We start from the raw sequence: 17,785 nt of genomic DNA, 5'->3' as shown, positions 1-17,785 counted from the left end.
GTGAAGATTGTTGTATTATCCGGCTCAAAAGTTGGTTCAAAAACCAAAACGGCGATGAATTACACTGTAAAGTCGTTAAACGAAACACATCCAGAGGCGGATGTAACACTTATTGATTTAGCTGATTATGATATGCAGTTCAGTGATGGACGCAATTTTTTAGAATATGAAGGGGACACAAAGTTTGTAGCACAAACAATTATGGAAGCCGATATTATCATGATTGGAACTCCAATCTTCCAAGCTTCTATTCCAGGTCCATTAAAAAATATTTTTGACTTACTTCCAATAAACGCATTTCAAGATAAAGTTGTAAGTATAGTCGTTACGGCTGGTTCATCCAAACACTATCTAATTGCAGAACAGCAATTAAAACCGATACTCGCATATATGCAAGCTCAAATTGTCCAAAAGTACGTATTTATGGAAGAGAAGGATTTTTACCGTAATGAAATAACGAGTGATGATGTGTTATTTCGAATTGATCGATTAGTTGAAGATACGATGTTATTAGCAGAAACATATCGAAAAATTCGTGAAGTGAAAGAAGCAGCTTATGGATTTTAATTGAAAATGTTTTATTGATTAAAAGTCGTCTAAACAGGCGACTTCCTTTTTGTATAAGTTTTTCTTATTGAAAAATATAACTTTTTTGTATTTTTCTTATTATCCTATCTTTGATAAGATAAAACTAAATTTGAATGTGGTCCTATTTAGTAAAGTATCCATTCCGACTATGATAAATTTAGAATGAGGTTGTAAATGTTAATTTTTATTATATTAGATGTGATATTGCCAATATTGATATTGATGATAGTAGGCGCATTCATACAAAGAAAGTTTCAATTTAACCTAAAGCAGCTATCAACACTTCTTACTTTTTGCTTTATGCCAGCGGCTGTATTTGTGAACATACATAATATTAGTATAGAAATAGATTTAGTGCTCCAGATAATATACTACTTAATGCTCTATAGTTTTAGTCTGATGATAGTGAGTCATTTCATTTCAAAAATATTAAAGTTAGAAAAGGGAGAAAGTGCAGCTCTAAAAAATAGTATTTCGTTAATGAATTCCGGTAATTATGGATTACCAGTAAGCCAATTAATTTTCAGTCACAATCCCGTGGGGGTTTCCATTCAGATTTTCATTCTAATTTTCCAGAATCTATTAACTTATTCCTATGGAATTTATAACTTACTATCCGCAACAAAAACAATCAGAGGTATTATTCAATCATTTCTAAGGCTGCCTGTATTCCATGCGCTCCTATTAGGGGTTCTATTTCAATCTTTTACAATTCAAATACCTAACCCTATTTTGATACCTCTTAATCAGCTTGCGAATGGTTTTGTTGCAATAGCACTCCTATTACTAGGAGCACAACTTTCCAGCATTAAGCTTCGTTTTTTCCATCGAGTCATAACATGGTCTTTACTTGGAAGGTTACTAATGGGTCCATTATTAGCATTAATCATGATATACCTATTAAACATTGATGGAATTGTTGCACAATCATTATTTATTGCAAGTTCTTTTCCTACTTCAAGAAATACATCAACTATTGCTATGGAGTATCAAATAGAGCCTGAACTACATGCACAAATCGTTTTATTTTCGACACTTTTTAGCATTATTACAGTAACTGTCGTTATATATTTTTCATCCATTTTGTTTTAAACTATTTGTATTTAGTCCCCCTTTAGATATAGTTTAGAGGGGGTTTATTACTGTTTACAAATACTTTGAAGGGAACTAAGAGATCAAATAAATCTTATTTAAAGTTTTATCCTAATGTTCTGCAACTGGAATTACTGGTGAGTATTACAATTCAACAAATCATATATTGCGCATAGTCTTCAAGGCTAACTATGAATGGCTGCATAATAATACAGCCTGAATAAATAACAGAAGCGAAGATTATCGAGTTAACACCGTATGTTATATATGAATATATATAACAAGACTTAGATGAAGTTTCAAGCCACTGATGCTATGCAAGCTATTTATTATGTACCATATGAGACCCGGGAGATTAAACCTTATAAACGTATAAATAGTATAGCTGAAAAATAGAATAAAATAGAGACACGAAGTTTAATAAAAATGGATACTCTCGTTGTCTATTTATACCGAATTCCATTCGATGCTTTTTCTAATCTTTCCCAATTTAAAATGCGTATCGAATTATTGTTTTTTTCAATAATACCCTGTTGCGTTAAAGAAAGAATTATCCGGTTGAGATGACGATAGGTTGTCCCTAGCAAATTTGCGATTTCTTTAATGTTTGAAGTCTGTAACTCGATTCCGAATTGGTTATCCTTATCAGGAGACAGGGTGGACAGAAGATAACTCGCAAATTTATTTTCTACAGATGCTAATAAATTTACACGAGAAGCTGTTGTGCATGTTTGAAGTTTGAAACTAACATGTTCTAAAAGTGTATGTAAAAGTTTTGGATTCTCCATTTCATATCGTTTAATGTATGTAAATGGAATTCCGATCAATAGACACTCAGTTACTGCTTGGACCTGTGATTGAACAGGTTCAACTCGGATTAATTCAATATCACCAATAATTGAAAGCGGGTGAACAAAACGTAACAATAATGATTTTCCAGTTGCAATACTGGATGTTATTCTCGCTTTACCGTGTACTAAAAACAGCAATGATTGCATTTCGGCACCTTCTAAAAGAATGATCTCTTTCGATGCAAATTGCTGTAATGTAAATGGGACATCTTTATTTTGCTGAAACATTTCTCCTATATAATATTCCGATAAATATTTTTTCAATAACGTTTCATCTTGAATATATTTCATAAAAAAACTCCCTTTAGGACATATGTCCTTTTCATTATAAAGGAAAATGGTAGTATGGACAATATAGGAAGGGAGGAGCGGTGCAGAATGAAATTTGTATTTGATTTAGACGGGACAATTTGCTTTAAAGGACAGCCAGTATCCCAGAAATTACTCAGGTCATTAGAGAATTTAACAGCAAGAGAACACGAAGTCATTTTTGCTTCTGCCAGGCCAATACGGGATTTATTGCCTGTCTTACATGAACGTTTACATCCATATACAATGATTGGTGGGAATGGATCGATAATTGCGGTAAATGGGAAAATCATTTCAACCATGAGTTTTCGTAAAGAAACATTAGCGGAAATTGTTCCGTTATTAGAAATGTTTCATATTTCTTATTTAATCGATAGTGAATGGGATTATGCTTATACAGGACCAGCCGATCATCCTATATTAAATAATCTCGATCCACTTAAGCTAGCCGACAATATCGAACTGCATAAGTTAACAACCGTTATTAAGATTCTGATACTTACATCCAGTAATATGGACGAAGTATTACAGCGATTAAATAAGATGGATATAGTAATTCATACGCATGGTGAAGAGGGAATTTTAGATATCAGCCCACAAGGGGTAGATAAATGGAGCGGGTTACAAAAGCTAGGGATAAAAAAGGGTGAGTATATTGCATTTGGCAATGATGCAAACGATATTACGATGTTCCAGCATGCCAATTATTCCATCATGATAGGCGAAAATACGCAACTTAAACCATTTGCGACAGAACAATTACTTTTAAATGAAAATATTGAAACTACTCTCGTGAATAAATTGAATGAGTTAGGCAGCCTTGATACATTATATGACTTGCGGACTTTACAAGAAATCAAGTAAGTTTTTTAGTGACTTCATTCTGCGAAGGGAAGTCATCACAGAATGAAGTTTTTCAACATTATTTTTTCTGGTTTTTATTTAGAATCGTACGTAATTCTTTAATGTCCTCTTCAGACAAAGAATCTTCTTCCATAAACTGTACGAGCATTGATTTAACCGTTCCTCCATAAATCCGCTTAATAAAGGATTGTGCCTCAGCACGCTGGCATTCTTCCTGAGAGTATAAAGGATAAAAAGTATAGCTCTTTTGATTTTTATTAATACCTACCACTTCTTTTTGAGCAAGACGGTCGAGAAGCGTGCGTACAGTTTTCGGCTTCCAGTCCGTTTTTTCCTGCAAAGAGGATATCACTTCATTAGCTGTTTGCGGAGCTCTTTCCCAAAGAACGTTCATGACTTCCCATTCCGCTTCTGAGATATTTGGTATATGTTTAGACACTGTCTACTGACCTCCCGATTATATTCATTGAAAGTATTTCGCCTGAAGGCATTTTTATTTGGTACTTAATAGATTCCTTTATCGTTTAAAATAGATGATGTAATGTCTGCAGCTTTACTTCCAGACGCATCCGTATCATTTTGTATATTCGTAGCAAAGAAGTAGATATTTTCTTCATTTTCTACATAACCAATAAACCAGCCGTTAATATTTTTGTTATTCACCGTACCGGTACCGGTTTTCCCGGATAAATAGAAATTGTCTAATTCCTCTATTCGCAGCGCATCTTTTACAGCTTGCACATTCTTCTCCTTAAAACCAAATTCATTGAAGTAAAATGCTTTTAATAATTGTACCTGTTCAACTGGAGATATTTTTAAGGAAGACTCAATCCAAAACTGCTCTTTACCACCAGAAACATCGTTATTACCATAATGGATTTCTTTTAAATTTTCTTGGATTTCATCAAGTAACATTGTTTTATCTAATTCATTAAAATACCAATTTACTGAGTTTGACATGGCTGTAGATAAATTTTGATCCTTATTCCAAGAATCAAAAGGGTAATCCTCGCCATCCCATTTGATGGTAGAATTTTCAGTTGTTATGGCATTTGTCTCCAAACCAAACAGTGCACTATAAATTTTGTAAGTGGAATTTGGAGGAAATCTTAATGTACTTTGCTTTTCATTATAAATACTGTATTTATCAGCCTGTGCATCATATAATACAAAACTTCCTTCATAATCCGCAAAATACGCACTAAGATCCTCGTAAGTTACATGCTCATGATTAAATTGATATTGATCATCGCTGCTTGTCATAGCGGAAACAAATGGCAGCTGACAAGACAAGATTATTCCAACCATTAGAAAAATGAGTACACTTTTTAGTTTCAGCAGTTTAGACTCTTTCGTAAATGCAGCAATTTTGATGATACGCTTTTTAATTTGCTTCTTTGATCCATTCAAATTATTTGCCAAAGCTAGATTTTTTAAGTGTGAAGTTTTCTCGGCAAAATTTAAAATTGTATTTCCGTAATTTACGGAATAGTCTTCACCCATTGAATTTAACACAGCAATATCACATGCAATCTCGCGATCCAATCTCATTTCTTTAAAAGCAAACCATACTAGTGGATGGTACCAATATAAGATTTGGAAAAATATAACGAAATAATTGGTCAAGACATCTTTGTTTTTAAAATGATTTAATTCGTGCAGCAAAATGTATTTTATATCTTCCGTAGAGAGCCATTTATCTAAATCGGCTGGTAATACAATATAGGACTTAAACAAACCAAAAGCCATCGGAGATTTGATTAATGAAGATTCTCTGAGAGAAAAAGGCTTAGATATATTTAAATGCTGCTTACATTGTTCAAATAGCGTTAGAAGTTCTTTATTTTTAATCGACTGTGTTGTGTTTTTAATAGTCTTTAGCTTATACCAGGATTTTATGGTTAAGATGCCCATGAATAGTATTCCTGCAATCCATAAACAAGTGAAGATTACGTTCAAGAAATCAGGGCTTGAGCGATTGACGGATACAGAAAAATCCTTCATCCAGTTTCCACTTTGAATTTCCGCTTCTCCAAGATCAGTACCGTGATTAGTAGCATTACCTTGAATGGAATCCAGCGAAATAAAATGACTATCAAAAGTAATGAGATTTTGCGGTAAAAATGGAATAGCTAACGCGAATAATAACAAAAACCATAGATTATAATGCCATTTTGCTGATAACTGTTTTTGGAAAACCTTTTTAATCAGCATAATTACTGAAATTGTAAAGGTAGATAGGATAAAACTTATTACTAAATTAGTATAAAACATAGCTTTTGACCTCAATTCTGGCGTATGCCAGTAAGTTATCAAGCATTAGGGACTAAACATATAAGGTAGTTTAACACTCAGCTAAGAAGGAGATTCCCCAGAATGACTTTATCAACGATTCAGCGCACTCCCTCCAAGTTAATATTACAAATGTAATATTATGATTCTAACATTTCAAATTTGCTTTATCAATGTAAAAAAATGGATTAAAAAATTAATTGACAACAGGTAGACTACAAATGTAGTATTGTATTACACTTGTAGTCTACAGGTTGAATTTTTAGGAGGGTTTATTTTGAAGAAGAGATTCAGTATGGTTTTCAGCATGGGGAAGAGCAAATTCATGCTAGCAACTTGTTTAATGGCAATGGTTGCACTGATTGGATGTGCAAAAGAAACGGATTCAAGCGAGTCAATGTCTCAATCCAATAACGAAGAAACCAATCAGACAACAGACAATGATTTCGCCCAATTAGAAAAGGAGTTTGATGCGAAGCTCGGTGTTTACGCGCTTGACACTGGTTCAGAAAAAATTATTGATTATCAAGCCAATGAACGGTTTGCCTATACATCTACATTTAAACCATTAGCTGCTGGAGCGGTGCTAAAGCAGAACTCCTTGGAGGAATTAAACGAAACGGTTACTTATACGGAAGATGACTTGGTAACATATTCACCAATCACAGAGAAACATGTTGATACTGGTATGAACTTATTGGAAATAAGTGAAGCGGCTATTCGTTACAGCGATAATACTGCTGGTAATTTATTATTTAATGAATTAGGTGGTCCTGATGGTCTTGAGAAAGCAATGAGGGAAATAGGGGATAACGTCATAAATTCGGATCGGACAGAGACAGATTTAAACGAAGCAAAACCAGGAGATGTTCATGATACAAGTACTCCTAAGGCACTTGCTACTAGCCTGCAAGCTTTCGCACTTGATGATCAGTTACTATCTGAGTCTAAGCAAGATATGCTACTGGAATGGCTCAAAACGAATACTACGGGTGATACTTTAATCCGTGCTGGGGTTCCTGAAGATTGGACAGTTGGTGATAAAAGCGGCGCAGGAGGATATGGAACTCGAAATGATATTGGGATTGTATGGCCTCCTGATCGAGAACCCATTGTTATTGCAATTCTTTCAAACCGTGACACAGAAGACGCAGAATATAATGATGATTTGATTAAGCAAGCAACTGAAATTACAATAAATGCACTTAAATAACCTTTTTAACAAAGAGTTATGGAAGGAGTTGAAAGGGTTGAAACGTTTATGGAAGGGATTGACGATGATTTTTGCAATCATCGTCTTTATGACAGGCTGTTCCAATGAGGATACATCGGAAGATATTTTTAATGCCTATCTTGCTAACTGGCAGGAAATGAATTTTGAAGCAATGTATCAAAGTCTTTCTAAGGAAGCAAAAGCAGAAATCAGCCAGAAGGAGTTTGTGAAAAGGTATGAAAATATTTATGAAGGAATGGAAACGAAAAAGTTGCAAGTTGATGCAAAAATCGATTCAAACAGCAAAAAAAAGCAACAAGACAAAGGCTTTGTTAGCTATGAATATAAGGTGAAAATGGAAACATTCGTTGGCCCTATTGAATTTACACATCAAGCGACTTTAACTAAAGAAAAAGGGGACTCCAATCAAGAATGGTTTGTTGATTGGAATCCATCTCTTATTTTTCCTTCACTTGAAGACGGCGATAAAGTGGGAGTTCAAACGTTGAAAGCTGCTAGAGGGGAAATTCGCGATCGTAATGGCAGCGGCCTGGCTATCAATGACCATGCTGATGTGATCGGTATTGTCCCTAGTAAACTTGGTGATGAACCTAAAACATCCAAGACCAAAATAGCAGAGCTGCTAGGGATGTCGATTGATGAGATTGAGCACAAACTAGAGGCAAAATGGGTTGATCCTGATATATTTGTGCCACTAGCTACGCTGCCGATGGGAGAAACAAATCTGGATGCATTTTTAGAAATTCCTGGAGTAAAAACACAAGAAAAAACAGTTCGCACGTATCCTTTTGGAGCATCAGCAGCCCACGTAACAGGATATGTTCGAGAAATTACCGGAGATCAACTTAGTGAATTAAAACAAGAAGGATATGCTTCAGGGGACGTTGTTGGGAATACTGGATTGGAAAAAGATTTTGAAGATAGATTGAGAGGACAAGATGGAGGACATATCTATATCAAGCGTTCGGATGGAAGTTTTAAAGAAAAACTTGCGAAAGCAGAGCCAATTCCTGGGGAAAATATTGAATTAACAATTGATGCAGCCCTTCAGTTTGAAATTTTTGAACAGTTGAAGGAAGACGCAGGCGCCGCTGTAGGACTGGATCCTCAAACAGGGGCAATACTATCCTTAGTCAGCACCCCTTCATTTGATCCGAACGCTTTTGTTAGAGGATTATCAGATGAACAATGGAAGCAATGGAGCGAGGATCCCAACAAGCCATTTCTGAATCGTTTTACGAATCGATATTCTCCTGGATCTGTCTTTAAGACGACTACAGCAGCAGTTGGGTTAAAAACTGGGGTTACAAATCAGGAAGAAGTTCGAAAAATTGAAGGAAAACAGTGGAAGAAGGATGATTCATGGGGTGACTATTATGTTACTCGTGTACACGATAAAAAGTTAGTAAATTTACGTGATGCATTTGTTTATTCCGACAATATTTACTTTGCTCAAGAAGCACTTGAGATGGGAGTAGATACATTTTCAAATGAAGTGTATAAATTTGGCTTTGATGAAAAGCTGCCAATTCCATTTCCAATTACGCCGTCAATCCTTTCCAATAATGGAATTGATCGTGAAGTGCAGCTTGCAGATTCTGCATATGGCCAAGGGGAAATCATGATAAGCCCTCTTCATCTTGCTTTAACCTATACACCTTATTTAAACCAAGGTGACTTATTATATCCACACCTGTTGGAGAGTGAAGAACGCACTGTTTGGAAGAAGAGTCTGATTGATGCCGATATAGCTGAATTTATTAAGAAAAGTCTAATTCAAGTAGTAGAAGATCCAAATGGAACAGGACATCGCGCAAGTATTCCTGGTATGACGATTGGTGGTAAATCTGGTACAGCAGAAATTAAAGCAAGCAAAAACGATGATAGCGGGTCAGAGAATGGATGGTTCGTCGGTTTTACAACAGAGGAATCTCCGTTATTGCTGACAATGATGATTGAGGATGTTAAAGGACGGGGTGGCAGCGGTTATGTGATTCCGAAAGTAAAACATATCTTTGAAACGGTACAAAACGATTAGAAATGAATAACAAATGAACGGAGTTGTTTTGAAAGATAGGGGACGAATATGAAAAAAAGAAGAGAGCTATGCTTTCTATTCGAGCAAATCTTATTTTTCTGGTTATATTTATTTTATTTAAGGAAGAAAGGAACAAATCGAATATACGATAAATAAAAGTGGCGATATAATCGATACAGATAGTGTGGTAGAAGGACAACGGGGGAAAGATTTAGTACTGACTATTGATGTAAGCCTGCAAGAAAAAGTTGATGAAATTATAAGAGGTGAGTTGGAGAAATTATAAAAAAGTATCCTTATGAAAATCGTCATCTTCAAGATGCATTAGCTGTAGTTATAAACCCTAAAACTGGGGAATTACTGGCTGTATCAGGTCAGCATTATAATCGAAAAAAAGTGTATTTCTTAATGTACCACATCATGCAATCTATGACCAGCATATACCTGGGTCAGCTATTAAGGGGGCCACAGTTCTAGCAGGTTTGCACGCTGGTGTTATTGAACCAGGAGAAGCGCTATACGATACCCCGATGAAAATAAAAGGAACGCCAGAAAAAAGCTCGCATACAAATAGCAGCATGGGCTGGCTAAATGATTTGGACGCTTTAAAAAGGTCATCCAATGTGTATATGTTCTATATTGCATTGCGGATGGGCGGCGAATATAACTATAAATACAATCACTCTGTTTCATTTAATAGAGAAGCATTTCAGGAAATGCGGAATTATTTTAATCAATTTGGTCTAGGAGTGTCAACAGGAATTGAGTTTCCATATGAAGGTACAGGATATAAAGGAACAGATCCAGTAGCAGGAAACTTATTGGATTTTACAATTGGTCAATATGATACCTATACAACGATGCAATTAGCACAATATGTTTCTGCAATTGCAAATGATGGCTATCGAGTAAAGCCACATTTTCTAAAAGAAATCCATAATCCATTAGCTTTTGAAGAAAGACTTGGCCCAGTCTTTGAAACTACAACTACAGAGGTAATCAATCGCGTTGAAATGAATGATGATTATATTGCACGTGTTCAAGAGGGCTTTCGACAAGTATATCAAGAGCATGGAGGCACAGCATACAGTGAATTTGGAGGAAAGAAATATAATCCGGCTGGAAAAACAGGAACAGCTGAAAATTCAGTTGATGGTGATTACACAGAAAATCTAACGTTTGTTGGTTATGCACCATTTGACAATCCAGAAATCGCATTTGCAATCGTCGTACCACATACAGGGAAAGGGGAACATGTAAACATTAAAATTGGTGAGCGGATAATGGATGCGTATTTTGAGATAGAGCAGAGCAATAAGGTAAACGATTGAACTGAAAATATTAAACAAAGGGCTATCATAAACATTAAATTTATGATAGCCCTTTGAGTCTGATCCTGGTCATTTACATAATAATTCCCTGTACAACAAGACCGAGCACTAATCCTAGAAAGATAGAAGATAGTGTACCTAATAAGAAATATTCTGCCCAGTTTCGATCGTCTAATTGTTTGAATCGTGCAATCGACTTGGCAGCGATAATAAAAGCAATAGACGGATATGCACCGATAACTGTTAATGTAATAACAAGCAATCTTTCTATGTAGCCGATGAGTCTTCCACGCGACCGAAGTGGGGAGGAGTATGTAAAGTAATGATATTCCTCTGTAAAGCTATTTTCTGTCATAGGTCGATTATTTTCTTTTACAGCATTCATTTGATTTTTCAATGTCAGTTCACCTTCAAAGTTTGCAAGTTCTGATGGTAATGAACCGATGATATATTTGACGATATGGCCACAAACACTTGTTGCCAAAATATAAATGATGATAATAAATAATGCTGTGTTGATCAGGCTTAAACTATCTTTCCCATTCAAGTCTAAAAGACTCACCGTCATTTCTGTAGTCTTCATATGAAAGAAAAGAATACAGGCTATGATTATCATTATGACATGCAACGCTTGATCTAAAAGAAAGTATCCTAGTTTTTTCATATTATCTGTTACACTTTTTTGCATGGAGTCTATTAATCTTATTTTTAATAAATCAATCAAAAGATGCGTGATAATAATAAATAAGAAAGGCAGAATAAAATAGTTGAACATATGTTGAAACGTATAGTGATAACCCCATATAATGACAAGTACGATTCCGGTAGTCAATATATGGTGAAGTATATGTTTTTTTAAATGGTTTATTTTATTTTTCGCCATTTGATCCGATTGCAGCCAAAAGTCAGCAATCAAATGTGAGAGAAGCAGCAATAGTACAGTCATTATAAACTCCTTTCTTTTGGAAAGTAATCGTTTAAATGGTTTATTACATTGTTTTGTATGGAGGTTTGCAGTTTATCCGTTAATCGATGCTCATCCCGCGTACTTAATGAATTCAGCACCTGAACTAAGTCATAAAAAGTATGCAAAATGACTTTTGTTTTACCCTGTTTCATATGATGGGAGATAGTAGCGGTTGTTCTTTCAAGATATTTGCTTACTTTATTTTGTTGACCAAGTATTAAATATAAAGAACATACATGAGATTGTATATCTGTTTGCTCGTTCAATTGCACTTGCTTAAGGGTTAAACTCGTATTTATTAACGTTTCAAACTGTTTGCTAAAAACGGTGAAGTCTTGTTTATCTGATAGACGAGGTAATGCAAAGCGAAATAACAATCTGTTCTCTTGCTTTTTCAAATAATCATTGGCATTTCTCGCTTGTTTCATTAATGGATGAATCCATGTTTCTATGTTTATTGTGCTTAAATTCTCTTGAATTTTACCAAAAGATAAACCGAAATAAGGCTTATGATCGGTAAACTTCCATATACGGCTTATATAGAAAGCAAGTGTATATGCCGTTGCATAGCCACGACTTACAACCACCAATTCATCACCAGCACGGTGACTAACCTTTGTCATACCAACATTTTGTGTCCACTCAGCAATGCTATTTTTTAATTGCTTTAAATAATTACTTAATTCATTCCCAATATTCTCTTTAGACGAATTACTTACGTCCATAATAAAAATAGAGACTTCATTTGACATATATAAACAGCTCCTTTCTCATCCAAAGTACTAGGAAGTTCGATTATATAATCGAATATAACAAATGTTAGATGAAATAGTCAAACTTTATAGAAGTTAGATGTTTTATACTGATACAAAGAGAAAATATTCGCTTCCTTTTAGTTGTACAAGCACTCGTTTAACAGGATGATAAATCTATATGATTTTCAAAGAGAAATCTTTATCCAAAATCAAGTCACTTTAAGGAGTCAATAATCAAGTTAGTAGTTAACCATTTTTAAATTTTCCATAGTTGGGTAATTGAGTTTAATATAATATGTGCCCTTTTTTAAAGATAAAGAATTTGAACTCCAAAGAAATATTGGAATTCTTTCGAAACATTGAGTTTAGTAGATCAAACGATTATCAATTATATGATAAAATTATCAATTAAACTAGTTTAGTGAAAAAATCTTCGGGTTTATATCCTATGTTATTAATAGTTATTTTAAATAAAGAGGCGTTAAAACGGAGTTCTTCCGCGTCAAGAAGCTCACTTCACCAGGCAGAGTATCATTAATTACAAAAGTAGGTATCAATTTGGCCGGAAAAGCTATGCAATTTTAGAACTCCTAATTGCCAAATTAGTGGAGTAAAAAATATGACCATCAGCCACTCCCAAAAGAAATACTGATACAATTATAAAAACGAAATGAAGAGCTATTCGGATATTGAATATATAAATAAATAGATCCCTTCTTTAATTGTGTAGAGAGATCTATTTATTGTTATCCACGGCGTTAGCTATTAATTCGAAAAATTTTAGGGCAGCATACTTTAAACCTGGCTATGTATTAATTTGGAAGAGATTACGACGTTAACTATATTCTGAAGTGGTTGAATAAGAAAAGTCACTTTTTGTTTTAAATTACAATAAACGGAAGAAGGGTGAATGGTATTATTTGCTTTTCAGTAAATCCGATATATCAGGTATCTATATAAAAACTCGACCGACTTATTGGAGCTGGCCTATACACCCACAAAATATTAGTATTTATGATAATCAATCATATTTACTAATATTTTTCGACAGGACTCAAAGTCCCCGTCCTTAATCGCATTGTAAATACCCCAATGCTGTATAATGCTAGTTTTGCTTTCGCGAAAAATAAGATTCTCAATTCTTTTACGCCCAACAGTCAGCATAAATTCACGTATAGCCTCTTTAGCTGTTGAGAATGCATATATAAGTAAATCATTATGAGACATACTGCATATATGACTATGAAGATCCAGGTCACAATCAGTTAACTTATCTAAATGGGTAACAGCTTCAGCAGATCCTGCAGGTGAATTGATATAATTGACGATGTGCTTCTCAAATTGCCCACAATATTCGCCAAGTATTTCAATTTCTTCGGGTGTAGCACGTTGAATAGCTAGTCGTGCACACTCTACTTCTACTACCGTTCGAAATTCTGTAATATCATCTAACAACTTTGGAGTCATATAGAACTCTGAAATTTCCCTCATATGCTTATCAAAATCAAATGAGCGCACATAAGATCCGTCTCCTACCTTAGTTTCCAAAATTCCAATCATATTAAGCTTTTGAAGAGCCATGCGAACGGTAAAACGATTTACACCGAAATAATCAGCTAGCTCACTTTCAGAAGGTATTTTCTCGTTTAGTGTCCAAGTGCTGTCCAAGATGAATTTTTTCATTTCCTCACATACTAAGTCAACAGTAGAAACCTTTTTAATTTTTGAAGAAGTATTTTTCATAATAAACATCCATTCTGCTACCGCCAAGAGCGGCATAATAGTTTTGATAGCATATGTTGATACATTGACCTTTGTAATAAAAACTACAGAATTCAGCAGTTTAATAGATATAAAATTTTATAAGTCAGTATAACTAGAAGGGTAAATAGCATCTCTCAGGCACGAAAAAATATTGTTTCAAAACTGAATGCAATTACCGCTATCTCTATAATGCTATAACACAACTACCATATATATTAAAGGGACAGAAATAATTGTCAAGCTGAATTAAGCAAATAACTTATAAGAATGCCGATTACAATAATTCAGATATTTTACTATCTTTACTATCTTTACTATCTTTACTATTGACAGTTATTATTTTTCAATGATATTATTCACCTAGTGAACAGGTGAATTAGTAAAAGAGTGAATAATAAATGTAAGGGATGAGGAATATGGATAAAATTATTGATATTGCAAAGAATGGAGCGGATCGATATCAAGAATCTCAGTTATCAATGTTAGAAGAACTATGTAATATTGACAGTGGAAGTAAAAATATTAAAGGGAACAAAAAGGTTGTCAAGATTATTGAAAACGCTTTAAGTGAAATGGGCGCAGAGGTTACACAAGTAGAATCACCAGGATATGGAATACATATCATAGCACGGATTAAACCTGAACATATAGAAGGAAAAGTTATACTTGCAGCTCATCTTGATACCGTTTTCAAAGAAGGAGATGCCTTTGCTCATCCTTTCCGTATAGAGAATGAGTATGCATATGGACTCGGAGCGGCTGATTGCAAAGGAGGGGTGGTTACGATTCTTTATGCAATTAGGATTTTAAAGGAAGCAAACCTTCTTCCTAATAAAGAGTTGGTGATCATTCTTAATTGTGATGAAGAAATTGGATCACCTACCAGTCAAGAACTATTTAAATCTGAGGCGATGGATGCGGAAGCAGTACTCTCCTTTGAACCTGGACGCAAGAAAAATGGTATATTAACCAATCGATATGGTGTTGTTGAGGGAACAATCAAAATAAATGGAGAAAGCGCCCATGCTTGTATGGACGGCGAGCCAGGAGCAAACGCAGTTTTAGAATTGGCTAATCTTATTCTGAAATTGGATCAAAAGGAAAATGAAAATCTAGGTATTCATTACAACGTCGCTCCTATCAGTGGAGGAGTGGGACCAAGTGTTGTTGCTGATTATGCAGAAGCAAATTTTTGGGTTACAGTAGCATCCGAAGAAGCATATGAACAGGTCAAGAAAGATATGGAAAATCTATCAGGTGAGGGGATTGTTAATGGATGTGAAATCTCAACAGCTATTGACCTTAAGTTTCCTCCTATGGAAAGAAGCGAGTCTAATGTAGAACTTTATCATAAGATTTGTAAGGCTGCTTCCCTTATTGGAATGGATTTACCGGAAGAAATGTCGAAATCACCGGCTGATTGTAATTTTTATTCGGCACTTGAGGTACCGACAGTTGATGGACTCGGTCCTTATATGTATAACATTCACACGGTTAATGAACATATACTCGTTTCGTCTTTGCGTGAAAGAACAAAGCTTGTTTCGCTAATACTCGCACAATTATAGGATAGTATGGGAGGTTTCAACTGATTGCTTTATAGATAAGCATTGAAATTATGATTTAAAAGGAAACATTTTTGATGATTTTGTTTCTATCTTTGTTATTGGGATTAAAATAGATAAACCAGCTGTAAGTAAAAGAAACAGCTATATTAAATAGGAGGTTACATTTATGCAGAGAAGAGGGAAAATTCAGTTACCAGAAGGAAAAAAGGTGGCAGTAAATATAGGTTGTGATTTCGATGCTCAGTCGATTTGGGATGGTTCATTTAATCTAACATCTCCAGCTTATATGGCTAGAGGTGAGTTTGGTGCAGAGGTAGGAGCTCCCAGGTTACTTAAACTATTCGAAAAATATAATATAAAAACAACGTGGTTTATTCCTGGGCATACTGCGGATACATTTCCGGATATTTGTAAAGAGGTTATCGCTGCTGGTCACGAAGTAGGTTGTCATGGGTATGTCCACGAAAATCCAACGAATGCTACTTACGAGGAGGAGACAAGGGTAATGAAGATGTCGCTCGAAGCCCTAAATAGGGTCGGAGCCCAAAAGCCTGTTTCTTATCGCTCGCCATATTGGGATTTCAGTCCGAATACCCTTACAATTCTCGAGGAAAATGGATTTCTATATGATAGTAGTTTGATGGGAAATGACTTCCATCCATATTATCCGAGACCTGTTACACCGCATTCTGATCGTGCTAACGAATTTGGCCCAGCATCGAACATTCTGGAGCTTCCAGTTACATGGTATTTGGATGATTTCCCGCAAGTTGAATATATTACGGGTGGTCAGGAAGGAATGCGTCCGACCGCTGATATCCTTGATCGTTGGATTTCTATTTTTGATTATGCATCCACAGAAGAGGATGGAGCTTGTTATATGTTGACAACGCATCCACAAACAATTGGTCGGCCTCATATGATTCAAATGTTAGAAAAATTAATTCAGCATATGGAAGCGAATGGTGCATGGTTTGCAACTGCTGCAGAAATAGGTGCGAATTTTATTGCAGATTAGATCAATTTATATTTAGTTAGTATGTTCATTTAAAGTTATTAGGGTTGCGGGAAAGCGTCATTAATATATCCGCAGCCTTTTAATAAAGATTATTTTATACTATAGGAGGAATAAAAATGAGAGAAGTTAAAATAAGCGCTTGTCAATTTCGTGTGGAAAAAGTATCTTCATTTGAAGCATTTCAAAAACAGGTCGAAGCATTAATCGAACAAGTTCCTCCTGACTCGGATTATGTTGTTTTTCCTGAACTTTTTACGGTTGGTTTGTTGGCAAGTTTTCCAAATGCAGATCAATTGACTGCGGATGATTTGGTGAAAATCGATGAATATACACCACAATATATAGAGCTTTTTAGCCGTATTGCAAAAAATAGAAAACAGATTATAATTGCAGGCTCGCATTTAGAACGCCGAGAAGATAAATACTTCAATATTGCTTATATCTTTGACGAAGATGGCTCTTATGTTGAGCACAAAAAAACACATATTTTCCCTGCAGAAGCAAATTGGCAAACATCAGAAGGAGACAATCTCGAAGTTTATTCGATAGGTCCAGCAAAAATTGGCTTAGCGGTTTGCTATGAATCAGAAATCCCTGAGATCTCAAGGATACTAAGTAAAAATGGTGCTGAAATTATTTTCAGTCCTTCCTATACATTTACCGAGGCGGGATTCTGGCGTGTGCGTCATTGTGCGCAAGCACGGGCTATTGAAAACCAGGTCTATTTTGTTCACTGTCCAACAGTGGGTGAACCCGGAGATCCATTACCTAATGGTTACGGGCATTCATCCATACTAAGTCCTTGCGATTCTGCTTGGCCAGCAAATGGCGTCATAGCCGAAGCAGAGACGAATAAGGAAATGGTAATTACAGGTACAGTGGAAATCGACGAGCTTTATGAGAATCGAAAGACAGGTGCAGCAACAACCTTCTTTGACCGAACTCGTCGTGAGGACGTTTATACGAAATATGAGCCTTATAAGTCTATGAATAATACGACCATAACATCATCATAACATTGCAGGCGTTTAACAAGTATTGCGGTCTCGACCCTGCAATTCTGGAGCTATAGGTAATGATAGAATCGCAGTTCATTTGACAGGGAACCACTTTC

Annotated in this window: 15 protein-coding genes; 9 read left to right on the top strand and 6 right to left on the bottom strand. The window is 35.3% G+C overall.

All coding sequences use genetic code 11. The features are described 5' to 3' along the window. Positions 1-567, top strand: coding sequence for an NADPH-dependent FMN reductase (locus NSQ77_RS21035; protein ID WP_339228053.1), 567 nt, complete (start codon positions 1-3; stop codon positions 565-567). A 195-nt stretch (positions 568-762) separates the two neighbouring features. Continuing rightward, positions 763-1,680, top strand: a complete 918-nt coding sequence (locus NSQ77_RS21030) for an AEC family transporter (protein WP_339228052.1) — start codon at positions 763-765, stop codon at positions 1,678-1,680. A gap of 443 nt (positions 1,681-2,123) precedes the next feature. Here NSQ77_RS21030 and NSQ77_RS21025 read toward each other — a convergent pair whose 3' ends face one another. Beyond that, positions 2,124-2,822, bottom strand: a complete 699-nt coding sequence (locus NSQ77_RS21025) for a Crp/Fnr family transcriptional regulator (RefSeq protein WP_339228051.1) — start codon at positions 2,820-2,822, stop codon at positions 2,124-2,126. An 87-nt stretch (positions 2,823-2,909) separates the two neighbouring features. On the opposite strand from NSQ77_RS21025, the gene NSQ77_RS21020 reads away from it, so the two are divergent. Then, positions 2,910-3,704, top strand: a complete 795-nt coding sequence (locus NSQ77_RS21020) for an HAD-IIB family hydrolase (RefSeq protein WP_339228049.1) — start codon at positions 2,910-2,912, stop codon at positions 3,702-3,704. A gap of 58 nt (positions 3,705-3,762) precedes the next feature. Here the strand turns inward: NSQ77_RS21020 and blaI are convergent, their stop codons facing one another. Both blaI and NSQ77_RS21010 read right to left on the bottom strand, forming a co-directional pair. After that, positions 3,763-4,143 (bottom strand): penicillinase repressor BlaI, encoded by a 381-nt coding sequence (blaI, locus tag NSQ77_RS21015; protein ID WP_339228048.1) that lies wholly within the window; start codon positions 4,141-4,143, stop codon positions 3,763-3,765. A 65-nt stretch (positions 4,144-4,208) separates the two neighbouring features. Further along, positions 4,209-5,978, bottom strand: a complete 1,770-nt coding sequence (locus tag NSQ77_RS21010) for a BlaR1 family beta-lactam sensor/signal transducer (RefSeq protein WP_339228047.1) — start codon at positions 5,976-5,978, stop codon at positions 4,209-4,211. Positions 5,979-6,273: 295 nt separating this feature from the next. Between NSQ77_RS21010 and bla the strand changes: the two genes are divergently transcribed. The 3 genes from bla (at position 6,274) to NSQ77_RS20995 (ending at position 10,599) form a co-directional block, all read left to right on the top strand. Next, positions 6,274-7,209: a class A beta-lactamase gene (gene bla, locus NSQ77_RS21005; RefSeq protein WP_339228046.1), complete on the top strand. Its 936-nt coding sequence runs from the start codon at positions 6,274-6,276 to the stop codon at positions 7,207-7,209. A gap of 37 nt (positions 7,210-7,246) precedes the next feature. Then, a complete protein-coding gene (locus NSQ77_RS21000) occupies positions 7,247-9,268 on the top strand; it encodes a penicillin-binding transpeptidase domain-containing protein (protein WP_339228045.1) in 2,022 nt (673 codons plus the stop codon). Between the two features lie 482 nt (positions 9,269-9,750). Continuing rightward, positions 9,751-10,599 carry a penicillin-binding transpeptidase domain-containing protein gene (locus tag NSQ77_RS20995; protein WP_339228044.1) on the top strand — a complete coding sequence of 283 codons (849 nt, stop codon included), beginning with the start codon at positions 9,751-9,753 and terminating at the stop codon, positions 10,597-10,599. A gap of 73 nt (positions 10,600-10,672) precedes the next feature. On the opposite strand, the gene NSQ77_RS20990 is transcribed toward NSQ77_RS20995, so the two are convergent. The 3 genes from NSQ77_RS20990 to NSQ77_RS20980 all read right to left on the bottom strand — a co-directional run bounded on the left by NSQ77_RS20990 (position 10,673) and on the right by NSQ77_RS20980 (position 14,064). After that, positions 10,673-11,545 (bottom strand): DUF3307 domain-containing protein, encoded by an 873-nt coding sequence (locus NSQ77_RS20990; RefSeq protein ID WP_339228043.1) that lies wholly within the window; start codon positions 11,543-11,545, stop codon positions 10,673-10,675. After that, positions 11,545-12,318 (bottom strand): hypothetical protein, encoded by a 774-nt coding sequence (locus NSQ77_RS20985; RefSeq protein ID WP_339228042.1) that lies wholly within the window; start codon positions 12,316-12,318, stop codon positions 11,545-11,547. The genes NSQ77_RS20990 and NSQ77_RS20985 overlap by 1 nt, the downstream gene beginning before the upstream one ends. Before the next feature lie 1,008 nt (positions 12,319-13,326). Continuing rightward, the gene (locus NSQ77_RS20980) at positions 13,327-14,064 is read right to left on the bottom strand and encodes an FCD domain-containing protein (protein ID WP_339228041.1); all 738 of its coding nucleotides are present in this window, start codon (positions 14,062-14,064) and stop codon (positions 13,327-13,329) included. Between the two features lie 437 nt (positions 14,065-14,501). Here NSQ77_RS20980 and NSQ77_RS20975 point away from each other — a divergent pair, with 437 nt between their 5' ends. From NSQ77_RS20975 to NSQ77_RS20965, 3 genes are all read left to right on the top strand, one after another. Beyond that, positions 14,502-15,653, top strand: a complete 1,152-nt coding sequence (locus NSQ77_RS20975; RefSeq protein WP_339228040.1) for a M20/M25/M40 family metallo-hydrolase — start codon at positions 14,502-14,504, stop codon at positions 15,651-15,653. A gap of 166 nt (positions 15,654-15,819) precedes the next feature. Continuing rightward, positions 15,820-16,671 (top strand): polysaccharide deacetylase, encoded by an 852-nt coding sequence (locus tag NSQ77_RS20970; RefSeq protein WP_339228039.1) that lies wholly within the window; start codon positions 15,820-15,822, stop codon positions 16,669-16,671. Between the two features lie 116 nt (positions 16,672-16,787). Further along, positions 16,788-17,687, top strand: coding sequence for a carbon-nitrogen hydrolase family protein (locus NSQ77_RS20965; RefSeq protein WP_339228038.1), 900 nt, complete (start codon positions 16,788-16,790; stop codon positions 17,685-17,687). The last annotated feature ends 98 nt before the right edge of the window (positions 17,688-17,785 follow it).

It is taken from the genome of Oceanobacillus sp. FSL K6-2867 (assembly GCF_037963145.1).
Lineage (GTDB): Bacteria > Bacillota > Bacilli > Bacillales > Amphibacillaceae > Oceanobacillus.
Note: the sequence above shows the minus strand (reverse complement) of the source record. Positions and strands in the feature narration are given on the sequence as shown.

Coding starts and splice junctions, on each gene's coding strand:
- NSQ77_RS21030 (WP_339228052.1), top strand. CDS start 763: ATGTTAATTTTTATTATATTAGATGTGATATTGCCAATATTGATATTG.
- NSQ77_RS21025 (WP_339228051.1), bottom strand. CDS start 2,822: ATGAAATATATTCAAGATGAAACGTTATTGAAAAAATATTTATCGGAA.
- NSQ77_RS21020 (WP_339228049.1), top strand. CDS start 2,910: ATGAAATTTGTATTTGATTTAGACGGGACAATTTGCTTTAAAGGACAG.
- NSQ77_RS21010 (WP_339228047.1), bottom strand. CDS start 5,978: ATGTTTTATACTAATTTAGTAATAAGTTTTATCCTATCTACCTTTACA.
- NSQ77_RS20990 (WP_339228043.1), bottom strand. CDS start 11,545: ATGACTGTACTATTGCTGCTTCTCTCACATTTGATTGCTGACTTTTGG.
- NSQ77_RS20985 (WP_339228042.1), bottom strand. CDS start 12,318: ATGTCAAATGAAGTCTCTATTTTTATTATGGACGTAAGTAATTCGTCT.
- NSQ77_RS20980 (WP_339228041.1), bottom strand. CDS start 14,064: ATGAAAAATACTTCTTCAAAAATTAAAAAGGTTTCTACTGTTGACTTA.
- NSQ77_RS20975 (WP_339228040.1), top strand. CDS start 14,502: ATGGATAAAATTATTGATATTGCAAAGAATGGAGCGGATCGATATCAA.
- NSQ77_RS20970 (WP_339228039.1), top strand. CDS start 15,820: ATGCAGAGAAGAGGGAAAATTCAGTTACCAGAAGGAAAAAAGGTGGCA.
- NSQ77_RS20965 (WP_339228038.1), top strand. CDS start 16,788: ATGAGAGAAGTTAAAATAAGCGCTTGTCAATTTCGTGTGGAAAAAGTA.